The sequence below is a fragment of the Peribacillus cavernae genome, assembly GCF_003989135.1.
GTDB classification, from domain to species: Bacteria; Bacillota; Bacilli; order Bacillales; family DSM-1321; genus Peribacillus; species Peribacillus cavernae.
The window spans coordinates 46,411-60,834 of record NZ_RYZZ01000038.1 but is presented as its reverse complement, the minus strand read 5'-3'; the positions used below and the strand labels follow the sequence as shown (position 1 = coordinate 60,834).

The window sequence follows — 14,424 nt, the reverse complement described above, 5'->3', positions numbered from 1 at the left end:
GATTACTTTGCATAATATTTTACTTTGCATAAGGCGGAATTATTTCTCCAATATTAGGGAATATCTACCTCCATTATGTACTAGATCTATGGTTTGATAGGGTTGTAAGAAAACAATGTAGGGGACAAGCATACATTGTTAGGTATGCAGATGACTTCGTATGTTGCTTTCAATACAAAGATGATGCACAAGCATTTTATCAAGCGCTCATTCAGCGTTTGAAGATATTCAACCTTGAGGTAGCAGAAGATAAAACGAAAATCATACCATTTGGCCGATTTGCCGAGAGAAACTGCAAAAGTAACGGAGAAGGAAAGCCACCGACTTTTGATTTCCTAGGCTTTACTCATTACTGCAGTAAAAGCCAAACGGGAAAGTTTCGAGTGAAAATCAAATCAAGCAGTAAGAAAATGCGTGCAAAGCTCAAAGAATGGTTGAAAGCTAATCGAACAACCGATATTCATGAAGTGAAGAGACGACTAGACCGCTCATTAGTTGGATATTACAATTACTATTGTGTAACGGACAACATAAAACATGTGAACAACTTCAAAGACAAAGTAAAGGTTTTTTTGATTAAATACCAATTCTAAAGCCCATTCCAGCCAATCATTATCTAAATTTTGATACAGGCTCGTTAAATGAAAATCGGGGCATTCTTTTGATTCACAAAGAGACTTTCATTTCAATCTTGAAACAAGTCCCGACTTATGATTAGCCGGGATTTTTTTATGGATTATAACTTTTTGTTCAACATAAGAACTGCGTTAGCTCGATAACGATTATTGTACAGGATTGTCCCTTATAACATAAAAGAAGCCACCTCTGCAGCTTTGCATAATTTCCGTACTCCGACTATAAACTTTAATAATATTTCCGTAACCAAACCTATGGGGTTTTAGCCGCCCGTGGAACATTTTAACTTTCTACAAGGTGATGTTTCTGAGATCACCGCAGATATTAGAACATTTGTATCAATGAATACTCGAAGCTTATTTTTTGGTTCGTTCATTCCATAAATCCTTTCGAACTTGTTTCAAGTCATCTAATAATTCCTTTTCTGTAATCCCTTTTTCCTTTGCATCCTGACTAATTGAGTTTGCAAATTCGTCAAAAACCACAAGTGCTCCTTTTTTTACAACCATTTTTCCATCCTCTTCTTCCACAAAAATAACACGATCTCCTTCATTTAAATCAAGTGCTTGTCGAACTGATTTAGGAATCGTAATTTGTCCTTTGGACGTCAGTCTAGCTGATTTAGGTTTAATAATCCCCGTTATTCTCACCCTTTCGTATTCCTTACTTCCTTACTTTTAGTATAAACAATTTTTATAAAGATATCCACCCAATATGAATTTTTATTCTTTTACAAGTTCGAATCCATTTTACTTCTGAGTATGGCCAGTCGGAATTAACTTACTTAGTTTCTTGCGAGGCATTACTTTTTCCTCGCTATCAAGAGTGGTTTTTGAAGATGCGTTGGTTGGCCTTCAAGTGATGACTTTCCAGATGAATTCATCCATATCGGGATCGTCTGCTTAAATCTGAGATTGTTCTTGCTAAACGAATGATCTTGATTTGAACACGATTACTCCATTGCTGCTTGGCTAAACCTTTTAATCCAATACTAGAAACTTTGACAGTCAACTACATACAACCTCCATACGTATAAATTATTTTCAAAGTCTGAAAAAATAATGAAACAAGATAAAGTGGATTATTAATAAGAATGGCCTTGCAGCAAATAAGAGGATAAAAAATGGGCTTTCTAATGCGGCGTATATCATATATTCCACACAAACAACAAAACCCCCATAAACTGAAAAACAAAACAGAAAAAGACAGATAGAGCTATTTTAGACTTTCCACTACTATCAATCTATCGTTTGGTCGGTGAGTACAGTCAAACGGACGGTCAAGGTACTGGAGGATATGGGGTACTTGATCTCGGACAGGTTTAACTATAGCCAAATGGATCAGACGAAATGGTATTCGGTTGATTATGAAAAGTTTCGGAATTGGAGGAAGAACTTCGAGAGGTTCATGATGGCATGTCAGAGTGCAAGGACGATATGTTATCGGATTCAGAAAGAGCCGCTGAAGGTAGCACCGTGAGTCAAGCAATACCAGAGAGTACTACAGAGACTACAACAGAGAAAAAGAGATATTGCCTGTTCGCGAAATCATTCAATACCTGAACAAAAAAACGAATTCATCCTACAAACCGACTACCAGAAAAAACAGGGAACTCATTAGAGCCAGGTATCGTGAAAGTTTTAGACTGGATGATTTTAAGAAAGTCATTGACCTAAAAGCAATAGAATGGCTGAATGATCCGCATTGGAGCAAGTATCTCCGGCCGTAGACTTTATTCGGGACGAAATTTGAATCTTATCTCAACCAAAAGCCAGGTAAGAAAAAATGGCGGAGGGAGGATTTTGATTTACATGACGAAGAATGAACTGTTCACAATATTGGAATTAATTATCGTGTATTATGACCAATTTGAAATCGATCAAAAGAAAGTGGATGCCTGGCATGAAGTATTGCAGACCTGTTCGTTTGAAAAAGTGAAAGATAGACTGCTGTCATTTCGTATCTGTGTCAACTTATCCGCCAAAAGTTTCGGATCTCGTTGTTGCAGGAGCGGTCGTTTCCCGTGCCATTCCTGATTACCAGGAGACCGTTGTCATCCTGAAAACCCATCAAAAGCCGGCAGCAAAAGAAGTCATTCAGCAAGAATTAGCAAAAATGAGAGAGATACTTGGAATCAGGAGGGCCTGAAGGCGATGGAAGGAATCGGGTTGTTTAATCAAGAAGCGGAAGAGGCGTTTGACCTATGTCATGTGACTTGGTTCCTCTGGAAGTCTTTTCACGGGAAGCGTTTGAAGAAAAAATAGATAAAGATGAAAAAAAAGAAAAGACACCATTGAACAAGTATATGTATTGGACCATAACTTGAAAAGCGAAATATGAATCGTCGGAAAGTGCAGCAACTTATTTGGCAGCCTTATTCGGACAACTGCTGGCATCGACTTGAATATTACTTACAATTAGAATATTACATATATCCGGAATATTTCACGATACGCTCAAATAAAATGTATTATCTTTAGTACATTAAGACAAATATTCGTGCAAGTTGATAGGGGTGAAAGTGGGAGCTCACTAATAATACATTTATTACTTTCAATCTTTTAAATAGTCTCTCGGAATTAAGGAAGTGATAATACCCAATAATTAGCACATTAACCTAGTTATTTACTGGAAAATCTTTGTTTCTGTTTTAGGCGGCAACTGGATTGAATATTTTTACTCGCTTTTCAAAAAAAGGATACACTTAAGAATCCTCCATATGGAAGATTTTTGAAAGTTAATTGTGATTTCTTAAGCTGATTGAAGCAACTCTTTCATGTTGATTTGATCTTTCAAGTTTTGATACCAAGCATCGATGTGCTGACACATCATAATTCCGTAGATTCGGATGTACCACATCATCGTGGAACGGTGTCGTCCGGCTTCGAGTAGTCGATCTTCTCACGCTTGTTGGAGCGTTCTACGGAAGTCCGGCGTTTATATATCGTTTTCCATTGTTCCGTTTCCCGAGAAGTTTTTGGAAACAATCGAAGATTGTCCTTACTGTGAGTATGGAAGGTTCGTCCATATTTAGCGGTGGAACATCCGCAGGATGGCGAACATCTCCATTTTTGACGGTTCTGGGACTTGTCGTATCCATTGGGTCTCATTTTCTTGCCGTTCGGGCATATGGGAACCCCTTCGGGCGAAATACGAATGTCCCGCCCGTCTCCATATTCTTTTTACTGCGCTTGTTCAGATCGATGATGGGTTCCTGGTTCTGTTGATCGATCAGGCGGTAAATGGCTTCGGCATCATGAGCGGCGTCCAGTAAAATTTTATCGAATGTGCCCAAGGTGAAACGTTGCGTAAATTCCACTGAACTAAGAACAAAGCTGACCGAGTCATGCGACGATGCCGGATGCAGACGCGGGTACAGGGGTAAATCATTCGGGCTGTCGCTTGCGTTCATCATATACAGGTGATATCCGTTGAAATACTTTTCCCTTGAACTATCCCATCCGGAGTCACAGTCTGGCTGGGAATAGAGGCGGGGATGGTGGCAATCCGCAAGGCCTTGGGCACGACAATCACAAGTCGATTTGCTCCGGGGACGGGCGGACGTCTCTATGGGTGTACCATCACCAGCCACGTTCAGCTTATTCATGTCCCCAAGCAAGCCCAACTTCGCAGAGATGGTTAGGAACTGGGACTGAAAGAAATCAAATAGCCGATCCGATGGCAACTCCTTTTTCTGATGCAGTCGGGAAAGAATCCATTGGACCAATCGCTCAACCCTTCCGGGTTTGTTGATAGGCGCTTTTTCACCTTTCTTGCCCTTTTTGGGCTTGCGTTTACGAAACTTTTTGCTCTTTTTTTTCCGTGTCGCATTCTTATTTTCAGAATCCCATAGGCGCGGGAAAAAATCGAGAAAGGTGCCGACACCAGGAATGTCACCAGGTTCAAAACCACTGAGGATGGCATACAGTGGGACCGTATGCATTTCTTCTACCCATTGGGTGATGCTAAGTTCCGGTCGGACCAATAGGTTCACCAGAAGCGATCGGAACATGGAAGCTGGATCGCGGGGCTTTGGACCCTTATCACCATAGAACGGCCGAAGGGTTGTCGTAATGTGAGATAAGTCAGTAATCCAAAGTTTGGTAATAAGTGGCCACTGGTTCTTATGGATGACGAGAATGCCACCGGAGTAATGCTCCTGTAGTTGGTTGATAACAAAGTCTTGATACGAAGAATGGGGAATAAGATTAGGTTTCATAAAAACTCTCCAGTATTCGGTAGTAAGGAAAATGAATACCCTTCCGCCTGATTATTGGGATGTTTTTAAAAAGTCAAGTGTTTTCTTAGAATATTTACGACAATATTTCAACATTTAATTTCCAGTTCAAAATATTGCAAAAATAAATGTCCCACCCACAAAAGTAGGAGGGACATCATTAGAGTAGGTCAGGTAAACCCTAGACATACTTAGCTCGGTGAATGCCGAGAGTCTATTTTAAATAAGAGGAGGTTTAGTACTTGAGTCACTCACTAATTCCAAAATATTATCAAATTGCCAATCTCCTTCGGAACAGAATTGTGAATGGATTTTACCCAAAAGGCCAATTAATGCCGACAGAAAAGCAACTTAGCGAGGACTTTGAAGTGAGTCGCGTAACAATACGCCAATCAATGAGGATACTGGAAGAGCAAAGGATGATTGTTCGAAAACAAGGGGTTGGTACTTTTGTAAGTGAAACTGTAACACTTCAACCCATCGTTTTTTCAGGATACATAGAAGATATTATGCTGCAGCAATTGAGTACAAAAGTATCCGATGTAACAATAGAAGAAATTATACCAAATGAAGAGATTCGCACTAATCTTTGTGTGCCTGCAGGAGAAACCATTGTTAAAGTGGAACGGACCCGTCAAGTGGGTGAAAAAATCATAAGTTATGTAGAAAACTTTTTCTCAAAAGAAATAGCAAGCCAATTTACAGAAGAAGAAGTAAAAATGTATTCTTTTGTCGAGCTATTGTACAAATATGGATATGAACAGGAAAGTGCTTTACAAACAGTTTCAGCTGTTGATGCCACAACACATGTAGCAGCTAAACTTCAGGTATTACCGGAAAGTTCCGTTCTTTTTACCGAAATTATTATTTTTGATAGAAATGGCACTCCGATAAATATTGTGAATGTTTATAATCATTCAGATTATAAGTATACGGTTAAACTTGCGCCTTCCATTGGAAGAACGAAAATCGATCAACTTAATCAGGATTTAAACCAGTTATAATAAACTTTCTTAATTTAGGTACTTCAAAATGATAAATAAAGGAGCCAAAAAAATGACAACTTATCCATTGTTATTCTCTCCTCTTAAGTTAGGAAATAAAACGTTGCGAAATAGAATGGCCATGGTTGAACTTGTAACCAATTATGCAGAACAGCAGCAGCCAACCGAAAGAAATGCGAATTTCTACGCTGAACGTGCCAAAGGAGGTGTAGCACTGATTGTTACAGAAGGACTTTCCGTTCATCCAACTTCCGTACCGCAGCCCCATGTGCCTGCCGCTTATCTAAAGGAAAACATTGAAAAATTTCGTTCGATTGCCGATTCGGTTCATCAGCACGGAACCATTTTATTAGGGCAGCTATGGCATGTTGGGAGGCAGCAACTGTGGAGTCCAATGATGTCTCCATGGGGTGTTTCTGCGTTGCCATGTCCATTAAGTAATGCGGTACCGCATGAGATGTCGGTAGAAGACATCAATGAGATTGTGGAAAGTTTTGTCCTATCAGCCCGTAATCTAAAGGAAGCAGGATTTGATGGTGTCTCTTTACACGGAGCTCATGGATACCTTATTACACAGTTTCTCTCACCGTGGAGCAATAAACGCAGGGACCAGTACGGAGGGTCGATTGAAAATCGAGCAAGATTTGTCGTTGATATTATTAATCGAATTCACGAAACGTGCGGTGATGACTTTATTGTTGGAATCAAATTAACGGTGCACGAATATGTGGAAGGCGGTTTGGATCTCGAAGAATCGAAAATACTCATTCAACACATCATTCAGCATTGCAAAGTGGATTATATTGGGGTAAGTCAGGGAAACTTTAGTTTTAGCCTCGAATATCACGTTGCTGACATGCATTTTCCCCCAACCCCTTTTATACATTTGGCTGAAGAGGTGAAGAAAATCTCCGGAAATATACCTGTAATGGGAATGGGAAAGATAACTGATCCAGAAACAGCGGAAAAGTTAATTGTGGGCGGTTCTGCCGATCTTATTGGACTTGGACGTGCTCTGATTAGTGATGCGGAATTTGCCAATAAAGCGGCAACAAATCCTGACAATATAAGAGAATGTACTTCATGTAATATCTGCTGGGGAGAGATTCACGGCGGAAAGCCTTTAGTCTGTATGCATAATCCAGAAGCCGGTTATGAAAAAGAGTACGGAATGGGCACGTTGACAAGAACAAGTCTGCCTAAAAAGGTTGTCGTTGTTGGCGGCGGACCAGCTGGCCTGGAGGCAGCCAGAATAGCTGCAGCCAGAGGGCATCACGTTATGTTAATTGAAAAACAACCAGAATTAGGGGGGCAATTATTGCAAGCTGCCAAACTGCCGGGGAGAGAAAATTTAACTAAAACACTGTCTTTTCTGACAAGAGAGCTGAAGCGTCATAACGTTGAAATCCGGTTAAAAGAAGTTGCCGACGAAGACTTCATTGATGCGATTCAGCCAGACGTGGTGATCATTGCTGCTGGGTCAACCCCTAACCTCCCTGAATTCGAAAACCGCTCAATGCGTGTCCATAGTTTTGTCGATTCCATAAACATGGAAGAATGGGGAGATCATGTCGTTATTTTCGATGATGATGGCGACATTCCTCCATATGCATTGGCGGAGAAGATCGCAACCTTATCAAAAAATGTAACCATAGTAACCAAAAAGCCTCAGTTAGCAAAGGAAGCAAATTATTTAAGCTGGATTGGGATAAATCGAAGAATTCGTTCCTTTGAAAATATTACTTTCTTTACAAGCCATAAAATTGTTCAAATCAAATCTGATGGAATCGAAATTCAAGATGTATTCGGTGGGCAGCCGAAATATATTGGATGCAGTGATGTGGTAATGGTTACCCGCAATTCAGCGAATAACATCATTTATCAAAACCTCAAGGAAAAATATGAAACGTATAATATCGGGGATAGTTATGCACCACGAAAGATTTTAGCTGCCATTCATGAAGCACATCGAGTGGCTAGAACGATTTGATATACACGCGGGGTCCCGTGTTGACGTACACAATGTGTCATTGCTTTGATAACTCTTGCCCTAGTAATCAGGAAATACTTGAATGAATGAACGCTTTATGTCATACGTCGCACTTATTTATTAGATAAGTGCGACTAGTATATATCAATGAAAGGAGGTAAGGGAGTCAACACTTATATATCAATTTGTAAGCGTTATCATTAGTCGGCAAGGTTGGAATACCAAGAATAAGTGAAAAACGAGAAAATATTAAACGGAGGATGATAAGATGCCTAAATTGCAGGAAAATGTGAATGTGGCAACAACCTATGAAAATCCTACACGTGTAAGATGGTTAGGTGGTCTTTTGATATTATTTATCGGTTGCCTGGCCTATGTGGATCGAACCGTTTTTTCTGTGACGGCAATCCCGATTATGGAAGAACTAAATATCACACCTGTCCAATTTGGTATCATGTTAACTGTGTTTTCGGTAGGATATTTCATCTTTCAAATACCTGGTGCCATATTGGCAGAACGAAAGGGCTCCCGGAAAATCATCATGTATTCTCTTATAGGATGGTCCATTTTCACAGCATTGACAGGTGTCGCGAATGCAGTTGTGATGCTCGCGATTATACGCTTCTTCTTCGGTGTTGCGGAAGCGCCATTATTTCCAGGTGCCAATAACTTTACTGCAAATTGGTTTTCTAAAGGAGAGAGCGGACGTTCCAATTCATTGATGAATGCAGGAGCATTTAGTGCTAACATATTTGCTCCCCCCATTATTGTCGTCGTTGTTAGTTTAATAGGATGGCGGTCAACCTATTTCGCTCTTGGTGTATTTGGGATTATAATCGCAATAATATGGTATAAGTCCATGAGAAGTAAGCCAAGCGAGCATCCCAAGGTAAATCAAGCAGAGTTAAACATCATAATGGAAGGTCATTTTATAAGCACTGAAAAGGAACCAGAGAAACTGAAGTCCCAGTGGTCCCAATTTTTAAAACAGCGATCGTTTTGGATGCTTGCCTTAGGTTATTTTGCAACACTATGGACCATCCAATTTTTCCTTTATTGGCTGCCCTTTTATTTACAAGAGGCCTTAGGTCTGACGTTTAAAGCTATGGGCTTTTATACCAGTCTTCCTTGGATTGCCATAGTAATAGCGGTTCTCACTGCAGGAGCACTTAGTGACAATTTGATTAAAAAAGGTTTTTCACGATTTTGGGCACGGAATATGATCTGTGTAGTAGGATTAACTTTATCGGCGATTGCCTTAATTGTTAGTACTACTGCTGCAACAGCTTTAGGCAATATTTTATGGCTGAGTCTTGCCCTGGGTATGGCTGGATTTGCTCAAACATTAGCTTGGTCTATGTCTACTGATTTAGGGCAAAAATATACGTCAACAGTAAGTGGATGGATCAATACATGGGGGTTTGTTGCGGCAAGCATCGTTCCCATAGTTGCTCCTGTCGTTGCACAGAATATTAGTTGGAATGCAGTCTTTATTATGAATGCGGCAGTTACAGTATTGGGTATTATTGGTTATCTTTTTACTAATACTGATAAGCCATTACAAACAAAAACTGAATAAGTCCGACTTACAAACGACCATTACACCATTATTCGCGAAAAAGAAAATCAATACCTACATTATTTCAGAAGGTGGAATGGCTTAATGAACGTTCAACAGAAAACAGCTAAATTTGTTGTAGAAAATGCCGAAGATTTAATAACCGATGTCGTTATGAAGAAAGCAAAAACGTTTTTCCTGGATACAATTGGTGCAGCATTAGCCGGCCACTCGGATAGAATTGCCGCTATTCTGATGGGATTATTCAGAGGAAGTAGAACCAGGTAATCAAGCTTCTATATTAGGGACCGCACAGAAAACATCTGTCCAAAATGGAGCCTTTGTTAACGGGGTTCTGTGTCATGCTCTTGATTATGATGACACCACCTGGGGATTTATGGGACACCCTAGTGCTGTTATTGTACCCACAGTATTAGCCGTTGGTGAGACATATAAAATCAGTGAGGCAGACGTGTTGAAAGCTTTCATTATTGGAACGGAGGTTTCTTGTCGACTTGGGGAATTAACAAAGCCAACCCTTTATGAAAATGGATGGCATGCTACGAGCGTTGTAGGTGTGTTAGGAGCAGCAGCTGCAGCAGGTTATTTATTAAAGCTAGATGTGCAGCAATTGGAGAATTGTTTTGGTATCGCAGCAACGACTGCATTTGGGCTAAGAAGTGGGATGGCATTTGAAGCGAGCGTTCAGGATCCACGCGCTTATTTTTCATCTATAACGATTTTATTGCTGAGTATAAAAAAGACCAAATAATGCTCTACTTCAACACAAAGTTCATCAACAAGATATCCGATTCATACTGAAAATGGATTATCACAAAAAAAGTAATTTTAGAGTAGCCCAATTGCTGCTCTAATAATTGCTTTTTTTGTTCACTTATTTAACATGCGTTTATTATCTAAACAAGACATTGATAAAAAAGCCGTTTTCCAAAGAAACAAAATCCAATTCTTTATTAATGAAAAACACTTACAATTCGCAATAAAATCTAAAAACTCCATTTTATACTGAACCGTCTAATACTTTGGCATACAGGCTGACCTGTGCGAAAGCGGTCAAATCGAACAGGACGCCGACCTCATCGCCTTCCTGTACAGAGATGACTATTACAATATGGATTCCGAAGAAGAAAATATCATTGAGGTGATTCTGGCGAAGCAAAGGAATGGCCCGATTGGGACGGTGAAGCTTGCCTTTCATAAGGAGTATGGGAGGTTTGAATAGTGGAGCATTTGTTAGGTAAAGTGCTATAAGTCATTGATAAAATCGTGATAAGATAGAGTTGCATGAGGGAGGTTGGTTGTCGGTCTTCTTTCCGTTCAGGGGAGGAGAATTTCTACGAGAAGTTCTGAAGGGAATTGTGCGAGAAGAAAGGGCTTATTTCTTTCGGAAGAAACATGTACCGTTTCATGCAAAGGGTTGTTTTCAAAAGAGCCAATATGACAGCGCCAGGAATATATTTCAAATTTATGAGTGTTTTTCCTGCAGTTACCTATCTTGGGTCTTCTAAATAGCATAGATTCTGCCCAGCCGTCCAAAAGAAATTCACTTATTTGGCATATGCTTACCCCCATTTTGCTAGTGATTCTGGGGTTGGTATCAAGTCCACTCCTGTTTCAGTCAGTGAGTTACTAGCCGAGGCAGGATTCTATGACTTATTGGAAATTGATAAATAAAAGGAGTAAAAACGATGAACTTACAATATGAAATTATACCTGATGACAAAATTGAATGCTGCAGAGATTTATGCAATGAACTTATGGCTTTTCAAAAGTCGAAGTCATACATAAAGCCGGAATTATTCAACGACATGAATTTTGAAACACGGATGATTCCTTCGATAAAAAGTGCAATAGACAATTATACTGTGATAGTTAAAGATGATGATAAACCAGTAGGCTATGTGTATTCAAATATCTCTCCCAAAGAAGCCTATTCAAGCGACTTTGCCACTTTTTTTGACCTTTCTTCGGTTAGAGGAAATAATGTAGGTTGTTTATCCCAATTTTATATTAAAGAAGAGTACCGACAATATGGGGTTGGTTCTACACTTTTCAATATGTCAATGAAGTGGTTGAAACAATTTGATGATGTTGAAGATTATTTTATCTTTGTCTCAAATGGCAATGATAACGCCTTGGAATTCTATAAACGTAAAGGATTTTCTGTCAGCCATGATATATTGGATGGTTTTATAACTGTTTTACGAAAGAACCAACTGTAACCAACCAAAATGGCGCGATTCATGTATATAACAATGGAGAGTTCGTGGAAGAAATAAAATTTTCTTTTTCCGGAAAAGTACCGAATCTTGATCAACTTGAACAGCTAATGGATACTTACTGCGATCAGCGAGGGATCTGACTTTCCCGATGCAAACTGTAAACTAAAATGGACAAGTGATTTTGCCAAAATGGTATGCCATTACAAGATAGGGAAAATCGGAAAAATAAATGATCGGGTGGTCTTGCTTTACTTCAATAAGGAGTAAGGCTTTTATTATTGTGCTTTTCTAAAAAATGCTCTCTTTTAGTTATTGTAGACTCTCCTCAGCTATAGCTTTTTCCAATTCACTTTTTTCCCCATAAAATCAATTAAAATTAAATGGCCATCCCAGATGGGTTTATATATCCATCAACTAAAAAATAGAGGTGATATTATGGTTTTAGATCTATTGGAAGATATCGAAAGAATCAAAAACCGAGATGGAAAGTCAATAATGATACCTGCAAGTTATGAAAATATCAAAGTCATTAAAGAGTGGATATCAAAAGATATTAAAAGTAATCTTTGGATAAGTGAATATGAAGATTTTTTGAAAAAAGTAAATGGTTTAGAATTTAATGGACTAGTTATCTACAATGCCCAACCTAATGATGATAACAATGGGTTCATTGGAGCAAATGAAATATGGCGTGATAATGATTGGGATAGTAATTATTTGTTTTTTTGGAGATTCTAGTATATCTTGGTATTGCCTAGATATGGATAATCATATCTTATTCTGACATTGTTGATGAATTAGATATTAAGTTGAAAATGAAATCTATTTTAAAAGAGAGGCTAACTAAAAAATGAATTCTGATTTAAAATTTGATCTCCATACCCATCATCAACGTTGTGGACATGCTATTGGAAATATACGTGATTATATTGAAGCTGCTGCCCGCAATGGGCTAGATATGATTGGTATATCTGATCATTCACCCTATTTTACAAGTGATGAAGATCAGCGTTATCCTCATATCGCCATGGGCAAAAGCCAATTTCCTGAATACGTATCAGAGGTTCTGCGGATTAAAGAAGAGTATAAAGGGAAGGTTGAAGTTCTACTTGGTGTTGAATCAGACTTTTTTCCGGAACATGTAGAAATTTATCGTCGTTATTACGAACGTTACCCACTTGATTATATTATTGGTTCCGTACACCATGTGGACGGGATAAGTATATTTAATAAGGATCGATGGGAAGGTCTCTCGAATAAAGAAAAACTACAAACGAAAGAAACTTATTATAAACTCATAGAACAATCCGCCAGGAGCGGGATGTTTCAGATTCTTGGCCATATTGATGCCATGAAGGGTTTTTATCCTTCTTTTTCCTCTATTCAAACGGAAGTTGTAGAACATACATTAAAAGTTATCGCAGGATATGATATTGCCATTGAAGTAAATACATCCGGTAAAACCAAATACTCCGGAGGCTGGTACCCGGCAGATGATATCTTGGAGATGGCACTATATTATGGAGTTAAAGTCACCTTTGGTTCAGATGCACATGACCCGGACCGTGTAGCTGATGATTTTGAATTGGTGAGAGTGCGACTCAAACAAATCGGATATAAAGAATGGGCATTTGTGAGAGAAAAGACAATGATCGAGATTCCTCTGTAATAGAGGGAATAATACCAGATCACGAAAACAAGTTAAAAAAACTATTGCAAAATCATACGAAAACGATTACACTTACAGTATACTAAATTTAGTATATTGATTTTGTTATAGGAAGTTGATTATGTGGGATAAATTTTATTCTAAAAATGGGTTAGCTGCGAAAAATATAGCCAAAGAGTTGATAGAACTAGAGATAGGCAAAAAAATACCCAGGGTTTCAGACTTTTGTGAGGCATTTTCATTTGGACGCGGAACAGTTCAAAGTGCTCTTAATTTGTTAGAAGAAATGAAAGCGATTAAATTGGAGGCGCGTGGTCATCTCGGAACCTTTTTATTAGGAAAAGATGATGAGTTGTTACTTGAAATTGCTGGTATTGCACCTTTGGTTGGTTCCATGCCGCTTCCTTATTCACGCAAATATGAGGGGTTGGCAACAGGGTTAGTTGAAGCCTTCGAATCAAAAGGTAAAAGAATTAATTTAACCTTTATCCGGGGTGGAATTAATCGAATTGAATCCATTCGTATGAAAAGATGCGATTTCGCAGTTGTTTCTAAAATGACTGCAGAAGCCCAATTATTACAGTTTCCAAATTTAAAAATATTCGAAGAGCTTACACATAATAGTTATGTATCGGCTCATAAAGTGTTTTTGGCTAATTCGAGTGAAACTAGAATTAGACAAGGAATGAAAATCGGTTTGGACATTGAATCCCTTGACCAAAGCCGATTAACGTTAGCAGAAGTTGAGGGCATAGACGTTCAGTTAGTTCCTGTAAACTATATGCAGTTGTTTGATATGCTACATGCCAAACAAATAGATGCAACTATCTGGAATGTGGATGAAAAAAAAATGATTGAAACCTTTAGTGCAGTAGAGTTTCAATCACCTTTAGCGCGGCAATTGTCATTGGACACATCAGAAGCTGTCATAGTTATTGATGGAAACAGGGAAGATGAAATTAAACAAAAGTGGAACTATGTAACCAAAGAAATGATTCTTAAAGTTCAAGCACTTGTCGAAACAGGAGAAAAGATTCCTCGTTACTAAAAATAGCGAGGAAATTCTATACTATTTTTATCAATATAC

General features: G+C 38.7%; 15 protein-coding genes and 1 pseudogene. 14 read left to right on the top strand and 2 right to left on the bottom strand.

Annotation, left to right across the window (positions count from 1 at the left end; all coding sequences use genetic code 11):
* Positions 1-38 precede the first annotated feature (38 nt).
* Positions 39-593, top strand: coding sequence for a reverse transcriptase domain-containing protein (locus ELQ35_RS19845; RefSeq protein WP_342773318.1), 555 nt, complete (start codon positions 39-41; stop codon positions 591-593).
* Between the two features lie 399 nt (positions 594-992).
* Here ELQ35_RS19845 and ELQ35_RS19840 read toward each other — a convergent pair whose 3' ends face one another.
* The gene (locus tag ELQ35_RS19840) at positions 993-1,286 is read right to left on the bottom strand and encodes an AbrB/MazE/SpoVT family DNA-binding domain-containing protein (RefSeq protein WP_246026150.1); all 294 of its coding nucleotides are present in this window, start codon (positions 1,284-1,286) and stop codon (positions 993-995) included.
* Between the two features lie 881 nt (positions 1,287-2,167).
* Between ELQ35_RS19840 and ELQ35_RS23860 the strand changes: the two genes are divergently transcribed.
* Together ELQ35_RS23860 and ELQ35_RS23290 are read left to right on the top strand one after the other, a co-directional pair.
* Positions 2,168-2,365, top strand: a complete 198-nt coding sequence (locus tag ELQ35_RS23860; RefSeq protein WP_185861839.1) for a conserved phage C-terminal domain-containing protein — start codon at positions 2,168-2,170, stop codon at positions 2,363-2,365.
* 236 nt (positions 2,366-2,601) lie between these two features.
* A complete protein-coding gene (locus tag ELQ35_RS23290) occupies positions 2,602-2,784 on the top strand; it encodes a hypothetical protein (RefSeq protein WP_246026149.1) in 183 nt (60 codons plus the stop codon).
* Between the two features lie 958 nt (positions 2,785-3,742).
* Here ELQ35_RS23290 and ELQ35_RS19825 read toward each other — a convergent pair.
* Entirely contained in the window at positions 3,743-4,855 is a 1,113-nt protein-coding gene (locus tag ELQ35_RS19825; RefSeq protein ID WP_246026148.1) for a transposase, read from the bottom strand.
* A gap of 260 nt (positions 4,856-5,115) precedes the next feature.
* Here ELQ35_RS19825 and ELQ35_RS19820 point away from each other — a divergent pair, with 260 nt between their 5' ends.
* The 11 genes and pseudogenes from ELQ35_RS19820 (at position 5,116) to yhfZ (ending at position 14,385) form a co-directional block, all read left to right on the top strand.
* Positions 5,116-5,877, top strand: a complete 762-nt coding sequence (locus ELQ35_RS19820) for a GntR family transcriptional regulator (protein WP_126866912.1) — start codon at positions 5,116-5,118, stop codon at positions 5,875-5,877.
* A 52-nt stretch (positions 5,878-5,929) separates the two neighbouring features.
* Positions 5,930-7,867: an oxidoreductase gene (locus ELQ35_RS19815; protein ID WP_185861838.1), complete on the top strand. Its 1,938-nt coding sequence runs from the start codon at positions 5,930-5,932 to the stop codon at positions 7,865-7,867.
* A 268-nt stretch (positions 7,868-8,135) separates the two neighbouring features.
* Entirely contained in the window at positions 8,136-9,446 is a 1,311-nt protein-coding gene (locus tag ELQ35_RS19810; protein WP_126866910.1) for an MFS transporter, read from the top strand.
* An 84-nt stretch (positions 9,447-9,530) separates the two neighbouring features.
* Positions 9,531-9,713, top strand: coding sequence for an MmgE/PrpD family protein (locus ELQ35_RS19805; RefSeq protein ID WP_126866909.1), 183 nt, complete (start codon positions 9,531-9,533; stop codon positions 9,711-9,713).
* Between the two features lie 10 nt (positions 9,714-9,723).
* Positions 9,724-10,197, top strand: coding sequence for an MmgE/PrpD family protein (locus tag ELQ35_RS19800; RefSeq protein WP_126866908.1), 474 nt, complete (start codon positions 9,724-9,726; stop codon positions 10,195-10,197).
* Between the two features lie 285 nt (positions 10,198-10,482).
* Positions 10,483-10,668 (top strand): annotated as a pseudogene (locus ELQ35_RS19795) (DnaB-like helicase C-terminal domain-containing protein); the annotation flags it as partial.
* Positions 10,669-11,134: 466 nt separating this feature from the next.
* Positions 11,135-11,668 (top strand): GNAT family N-acetyltransferase, encoded by a 534-nt coding sequence (locus tag ELQ35_RS19790; RefSeq protein ID WP_126866907.1) that lies wholly within the window; start codon positions 11,135-11,137, stop codon positions 11,666-11,668.
* Positions 11,626-11,808 carry a DUF5370 family protein gene (locus ELQ35_RS19785; RefSeq protein ID WP_126866915.1) on the top strand — a complete coding sequence of 61 codons (183 nt, stop codon included), beginning with the start codon at positions 11,626-11,628 and terminating at the stop codon, positions 11,806-11,808. Before ELQ35_RS19790 ends, ELQ35_RS19785 begins: the two co-directional genes overlap by 43 nt.
* A gap of 295 nt (positions 11,809-12,103) precedes the next feature.
* Positions 12,104-12,406, top strand: a complete 303-nt coding sequence (locus tag ELQ35_RS19780; protein ID WP_126866906.1) for a YrhA family protein — start codon at positions 12,104-12,106, stop codon at positions 12,404-12,406.
* A 112-nt stretch (positions 12,407-12,518) separates the two neighbouring features.
* Positions 12,519-13,337, top strand: a complete 819-nt coding sequence (locus tag ELQ35_RS19775) for a histidinol-phosphatase (protein ID WP_126866905.1) — start codon at positions 12,519-12,521, stop codon at positions 13,335-13,337.
* 121 nt (positions 13,338-13,458) lie between these two features.
* Positions 13,459-14,385 carry a GntR family transcriptional regulator YhfZ gene (gene yhfZ / locus ELQ35_RS19770; RefSeq protein WP_126866904.1) on the top strand — a complete coding sequence of 309 codons (927 nt, stop codon included), beginning with the start codon at positions 13,459-13,461 and terminating at the stop codon, positions 14,383-14,385.
* Positions 14,386-14,424: the final 39 nt, after the last annotated feature.